The organism is Acidovorax sp. KNOB132, from assembly GCF_057541515.1.
In genome coordinates this window covers 1-5546 of the sequence record NZ_BAAJYT010000237.1, presented here as the reverse complement: position 1 = coordinate 5546, position 5546 = coordinate 1, and the positions used below count along the sequence as shown (strand labels likewise).

The 5546-nt window shown below is 71.9% G+C and carries 7 protein-coding genes; 6 read left to right on the top strand and 1 reads right to left on the bottom strand.

All coding sequences use genetic code 11. The features are described 5' to 3' along the window. The coding region (locus AC27IO_RS19820) for an aldehyde dehydrogenase family protein (RefSeq protein WP_498740345.1) at nucleotides 1–258 on the bottom strand (258 nt) is incomplete at its 3' end. Between the two features lie 233 nt (nucleotides 259–491). Between AC27IO_RS19820 and AC27IO_RS19815 the strand changes: the two genes are divergently transcribed. The 6 genes from AC27IO_RS19815 to AC27IO_RS19790 form a co-directional block, all read left to right on the top strand. After that, the gene (locus AC27IO_RS19815) at nucleotides 492–1391 is read left to right on the top strand and encodes a GNAT family N-acetyltransferase (protein WP_498740343.1); all 900 of its coding nucleotides are present in this window, start codon (nucleotides 492–494) and stop codon (nucleotides 1389–1391) included. A gap of 38 nt (nucleotides 1392–1429) precedes the next feature. After that, complete coding sequence (locus tag AC27IO_RS19810; protein WP_284407460.1) at nucleotides 1430–2365, top strand: 2-hydroxyacid dehydrogenase; 936 nt, start codon at nucleotides 1430–1432, stop codon at nucleotides 2363–2365. Nucleotides 2366–2556: 191 nt separating this feature from the next. Then, on the top strand, nucleotides 2557–3960 hold the full coding sequence (locus AC27IO_RS19805) for an aspartate aminotransferase family protein (protein ID WP_498740341.1): 1404 nt from the start codon (nucleotides 2557–2559) through the stop codon (nucleotides 3958–3960). 88 nt (nucleotides 3961–4048) lie between these two features. After that, on the top strand, nucleotides 4049–4543 hold the full coding sequence (locus AC27IO_RS19800) for an Lrp/AsnC family transcriptional regulator (RefSeq protein WP_272553201.1): 495 nt from the start codon (nucleotides 4049–4051) through the stop codon (nucleotides 4541–4543). A 17-nt stretch (nucleotides 4544–4560) separates the two neighbouring features. Beyond that, nucleotides 4561–4935: a (2Fe-2S)-binding protein gene (locus tag AC27IO_RS19795; protein WP_498740339.1), complete on the top strand. Its 375-nt coding sequence runs from the start codon at nucleotides 4561–4563 to the stop codon at nucleotides 4933–4935. After that, a partial coding sequence (locus AC27IO_RS19790; protein WP_498740337.1) for an NAD(P)/FAD-dependent oxidoreductase occupies nucleotides 4932–5546 on the top strand: 615 nt, incomplete at its 3' end. The genes AC27IO_RS19795 and AC27IO_RS19790, both read left to right, overlap by 4 nt.

Sequence of the window (5546 nt, the reverse complement as noted above, 5' to 3'; positions counted from 1 at the left end):
CTCGATCATGTCGGCCCAGCGGCGCAGCACGCGGGCGCGCTCCCGCGGGGCGCGGCGCGCCCAGTCGGTGGTGCGCCAGGCCTGCCACGCATCCTGCACCGCGACGTCCACGGTGGCGGCATCGGCCAGCGGCAGGTCGGCATGCCATTGGCCGTCGGAGGGGCGCAGCACGGCGATGCGGCCGGCATCGGGCACGATGCGCCCGCCGATGAAGTGGCCGGCAGGAACGGCGATGGACCGGGGATCGAAAAGCAGCATGGAACGGGGGCGCGCAAGGGGCTGCGCGCAGTTGGGAAAAGGTGCTTCGATGCTAGGCAGGAAGGTCCAGCATTTGTGCCCGTAACGCCCCGCGTCACCGCAGCGAATTGCAAAACGCACGCGCCCGGCAGACGAAGCTTGCAAGTTGCGGGCAAACCCGAATTCGGGGTGGTGCGGCCTGCCGATGTCGTCCAAGATAGACGCCCAATCCCTTCGCAACGAGGACGCCGCCCATGCTCTCCACCGCCCTGCCCGCCACCCCTGCCACCGCCGAGGACGGCGTGCTGCTGCGCCCCATGACGCCCGACGACCTGCCTCAGGCGCAGGCACTGTCGGCCGAACTGCGCTGGCCGCACCGGCTGGCCGACTGGGAGCAGGTGTTCGCGCATTCCGAGGGCCTCGTGGCCGAGCGCGACGGGCAGACCATCGCCACCGCCCAGCGCTGGCAATGGGGCGATCGGCACGCCACCATCGGGCTGGTGCTCGTCACCCCGGCCTGCCAGGGCCGCCGCATCGGCCACCGCCTGATGACCACGCTGCTCGACGGGCTGGACGGCCACACGGTGCTGCTGCATGCCACCGCCGAGGGGCGCGGCCTGTACGAGCGCCTGGGCTTCGTGCGCGCGGGCGAGGTGCGCCAGCACCAGGGCGTGGCCCGGCCCACGCCGCTGATCGCCCTGCCCCCCGGCTGGCGCCTGCGCCCCTCCGGCCTGAACGAGGCGGCCGCATTGCACCGGCTCGACGCCCAGGCGCGCGGCATGCCGCGCGATGCCCTCATCGACGACCTGCTGGCCCGCAGCGATGCCTGCGTGGTGCTGGACCACGACGGCGAGCAGCGCGGCTTCGCGCTGCTGCGGCGCTTCGGCCGCGGGCACGCCATCGGCCCCGTGGTGGCGCCGGATGCGGAAAGCGCCAAGGCGCTGATCGCCCACCTGGCCGGCATGAACGCCGGCCACTTCACGCGCATCGACATCGATTTCGACAGCGGCTTGGCCGAGTGGCTGGAGAGCATCGGCCTGCTGCGCGTGGACGCGCCCACCACCATGGTGCGCGGCGGCACCCTGCCCTCGGCATCGGACGCCCCGCACGGCGCCCCGCGGCTGTTCGCCCTGGCCACCCAGGCGCTGGGCTGAGCCCGCCCCTTCGACGATCCACCCTGCCGGGACTTGCCGTGACCCCCACCACCTTCCTCTACAAATCCGACCCCGTGCGCGGTCGCCAGTGGGCCGGCGTGTTCCGCGACCGCGCGCCCGAGATCGACTTTCGCATCTGGCCCGACATCGGCGACCCGGCCCAGGTGCGCTTTCTCGCGGCCTGGGAACCGCCGCAGGATCTGGCCACGCGCTTTCCGCAGCTGCAGGTGCTGTTTTCATCGGGCGCGGGCGTGGACCAGTTCGACTTCGCCGCGCTGCCGCCCGAGTTGCCCGTGGTGCGCATGGTGGAGCCGGGCATCGTGCAGGGCATGGTGGAGTACGTGACGCACGCCGTGTTGGGCCTGCACCGCGACATGCCCCAGTACCGCCGTCAGCAGCAGCAAGGCGAATGGCGCGTGCTGCCGGTGCGCCCGGCCAGCGAACGCCGGGTGGGCGTGCTGGGCCTGGGCTCGCTCGGGCAGGCGGTGCTGGCCCAGTTGCGGGGCCTGGGCTTCGACTGCGCGGGCTGGAGCCGCTCGCGCCACCAGTTCGCCGGCGTGCACTGCTACGCGGACCGGCACGAACTGCCGGCCTTCCTGGCGCGCACCGACATCCTGGTGTGCCTGCTGCCGCTGACCGATGCCACGCGGGGCTTTCTGAACAAGGACCTGTTCGCGCAACTGCCGGCCGGTGCCGGGCTGGTGCACGTGGGGCGCGGGCCGCAATTGATCGACACCGACCTGCTGGCCGCGCTGGCCGTGGGGCAGATCGGCGAGGCGGTGCTCGACGTGACCGACCCCGAGCCCCTGCCGCCGTCGCACGCCTTCTGGCGGCACCCGCGCGTGCAGCTCACCCCGCACATCGCGAGCATGACCCAGCCCCTGAGCGCCGCCAACGTGGTGGTCGACAACCTGCGCCGGTTCGAGGCCGGCGAGCCCATGGTGGGGCTGGTGGACCGCTCGCGCGGCTACTGACGCATGGCGGCCGGCAGCCAGCGCCCCGGGGGCACCGCACGATCTGCTGCCACCGCGCCAACAACCGCAGCGTGCTGCGCGAAACCCCGCCAAAGCAGCACCACGCGCAGCGGCCCCTGGCCTAACCTTGGGGCCATCGACAGACGCCTCACCACCGCCACCGAACCCCTGGCCCGCGACCGGACCCCGCCATGACCCAACTCACCGACCTGCCCCAGCTCGCCTCGCTCGATGCCATCGACCGGGCGCATTTGATCCACCCCGTCTCGCCCTGGCGAGCGCACGAGCGCCGCGGCCCGACCGTGCTGTCCTCGGGCCGGGGGGCATGGCTCACCGATGCCAAGGGCAACGAGCTGCTGGACGCCTTCGCCGGCCTGTGGTGCGTGAACGTGGGCTACGGCCAGGAGAGCGTGGTGCAGGCCGCCGCCGAGCAGATGCGCCGCCTGCCCTACGCCACGGGCTACTTCCACTTCAGCAGCGAGCCGGCCATTCTTCTGGCCGAAAAGCTGGTGCAGATCACGCCGAAATCGCTGAACCACGTGTACTTCACGCTGGGCGGCTCCGAAGCGGTGGATGCCGCCGTGCGCTTCATCGTGCAATACCACAATGCCATCGGCCAGCCGGCCAAGAAGCACTTCATCGCGCTGGAGCGCGGCTACCACGGCTCGTCGTCCACGGGCGCCGGGCTCACCGCCCTGCCCGCCTTCCACCGCGGGTTCGACCTGCCGCTGCCGACGCAGCACTACATTCCCTCGCCCAACCCCTACCGCGCCGCGGACCCCTCGGACGGCCCGGCCATCATCGCGGCCTCGGTGGCGGCGCTGCGGGCCAAGGTGGCCGAGCTGGGCGCGGACAACGTGGCGGCCTTCTTCTGCGAGCCCATCCAGGGCTCGGGCGGGGTGATCGTGCCGCCCCAGGGCTGGCTCAAGGCCATGCGGGAGGCCACGCGCGAGCTGGGCATCCTGCTGGTGGTGGACGAGGTCATCACCGGCTTCGGCCGCACCGGCCCGCTGTTCGCCTGCGAGGCCGAAGGCGTGTCCCCCGACATCCTCACGCTGGCCAAGGGACTGACGGCCGGCTACGTGCCCATGGGGGCGACGGTGATCTCGGATGCGCTGTACGCCGGCATCGCCGACGGTGCACCCGAGGGCGCGCCCATCGGCCACGGCGCCACCTACTCCGCCCACCCGGTGAGCGCGGCGGTGGCGCTGGAAGTGCTGCGGCTGTACGAGGAAGGCGGCATTCTCGCCAACGGCCAGCGCGGCGCCGCGCCTTTCGCGGCCGGGCTGGATGCCTTGCTGGCGCACCCGCTGGTGGGCGACTCGCGCCACCGCGGCCTGCTGGGCGCGCTGGAGCTGGTGAGCGACAAGGTGACCCGGCGCGGGTTCGATCCGGCGCTGGGTCTGTCCGAGCGCATCGCGGCCACGGCGTACCGCAACGGCATCGTGTTCCGCGCCTTCGGCGACAACATCCTGGGCTTTGCGCCTGCGCTCACCTACACCGAGGACGAGTTCGCCGAAATGTTCAAGCGCCTGCGAAAGACGCTGGACGACGTGCTGGACGCGCCCGACGTGCGCGCCGCGCTCAAAGGCTGAAACCGGCGGCAACGCCCCCGCAACGCCAACACAGCGACCGCGCGCCGCCGCAGAATCGAAGCCTCCTTCACGTCCCGATGCCGCCATGATGAACGAAGCCTTCAAGATCGACCGCCTGGACCTGCGCATCCTCGCGCAGCTGCAGAAGAACGGGCGCATGACCAACGTGGACCTGGCGGACGCGGTGGGCCTGTCGCCCAGCCCCTGCCTGATCCGCGTCAAGCGCCTGGAGCAGGCGGGCTACATCGCCGGCTACGGCGCGCACCTGCGCCTGGAAAAGCTGGGCGACACGCTCACCGTGTTCACCGAGGTCACGCTCACCGACCACCGCCGCGAGGACTTCACGCGCTTCGAGGCCGCGATCCGCGAGGTGGACGAGGTGCTCGAATGCCACCTGGTGAGCGGCGGCTACGACTACCTGCTGCGCTTTCTGACGCGCGGCGTGAACCATTACCAGGAGGTGATCGAGGACCTGCTCGAACGCAACCTCGGCATCTCCAAGTACTTCAGCTACATCGTCATCAAGACGCCGTTCATCAAGACGCACTGTCCCATCGAGCGGCTTTTTCCCCACCAGCGCTGACCGCCCTCCAGACGCCCATGCCCGACACCGCCCACCGCCCGCCGGCCCGCTTCGTGCGGCTGGCCGAGACCGATCGCCCCCCGATCGCCCTGACGATCGATGGCCTGCCTGCCGCCGCGCTCGCTGGCGACACCCTGCTGGTGGCACTGCTGCAGCACGGGCGGCGGGTGCGCGACAGCGAGTTCGGCGACGGCCCGCGCGCGGGCTTTTGCCTCATGGGCGCCTGCCAGGACTGCTGGGTGTGGACGCCTTCGGGCAATCGGCTGCGCGCCTGCTCCACCCCGGCCGAAGCCGGCATGGAGGTGCTCACCCACCCGCCCGCGGCGCACTGGCCGGTGACGACGGACCTGCGCGAATCGCTGGCGCGCCATGCGCAAGGGGACGCGGCATGAGCGCCCCCACCGCCACCCCAATCACTAACCCTACCGGCTCGCCCCGCATCGTGGTGGTCGGCACCGGCCCGGCCGGCGTGCGCGCCGCCCAGGCGCTGGTGCAGGCCGGCCTGCGCCCCACCGTGGTCGACGAAAGCCGGCGCGACGGCGGGCAGATCTACCGTCGCCAGCCCGAAGGCTTCAAGCGGCCCTACGCCAAGCTCTACGGGAGCGAGGCCGGCAAGGCCCAGGCGCTGCACCGCGACTTCGACGCCCTGCGCCCATCGGTCGATTACCGGCCCGACACCCTGGCCTGGAACGTGACTGCCGGCGAACTGCACGTGGTGCATGCCGGCGAGCCGCAGACGCTGCCGTTCGACGCGCTGCTGGTGTGCTCCGGCGCCACCGACCGCCTCATGCCCGTGCCCGGCTGGCACCGCGCCGGCTGCTACAGCTTGGGTGCCTCGCAGATCGCGCTGAAGGCGCAGGCCTGCGCCATCGGTTCGCAGGTCGTCTTTCTGGGCAGCGGACCGCTGCTGTACCTGGTGGCCTCGCAGTACGTGCAGGCCGGCGCGCGCGTGGCGGCGGTGCTCGACACCGCGCCCGCATCCAAGCCCTGGGCCGCCATCGCG

Excerpts from the sequence above, each read along its gene's own strand:
- AC27IO_RS19805 (WP_498740341.1), top strand. The coding sequence starts at position 2,557 with ATGACCCAACTCACCGACCTGCCCCAGCTCGCCTCGCTCGATGCCATC.
- AC27IO_RS19815 (WP_498740343.1), top strand. The coding sequence starts at position 492 with ATGCTCTCCACCGCCCTGCCCGCCACCCCTGCCACCGCCGAGGACGGC.
- AC27IO_RS19795 (WP_498740339.1), top strand. The coding sequence starts at position 4,561 with ATGCCCGACACCGCCCACCGCCCGCCGGCCCGCTTCGTGCGGCTGGCC.
- AC27IO_RS19800 (WP_272553201.1), top strand. The coding sequence starts at position 4,049 with ATGAACGAAGCCTTCAAGATCGACCGCCTGGACCTGCGCATCCTCGCG.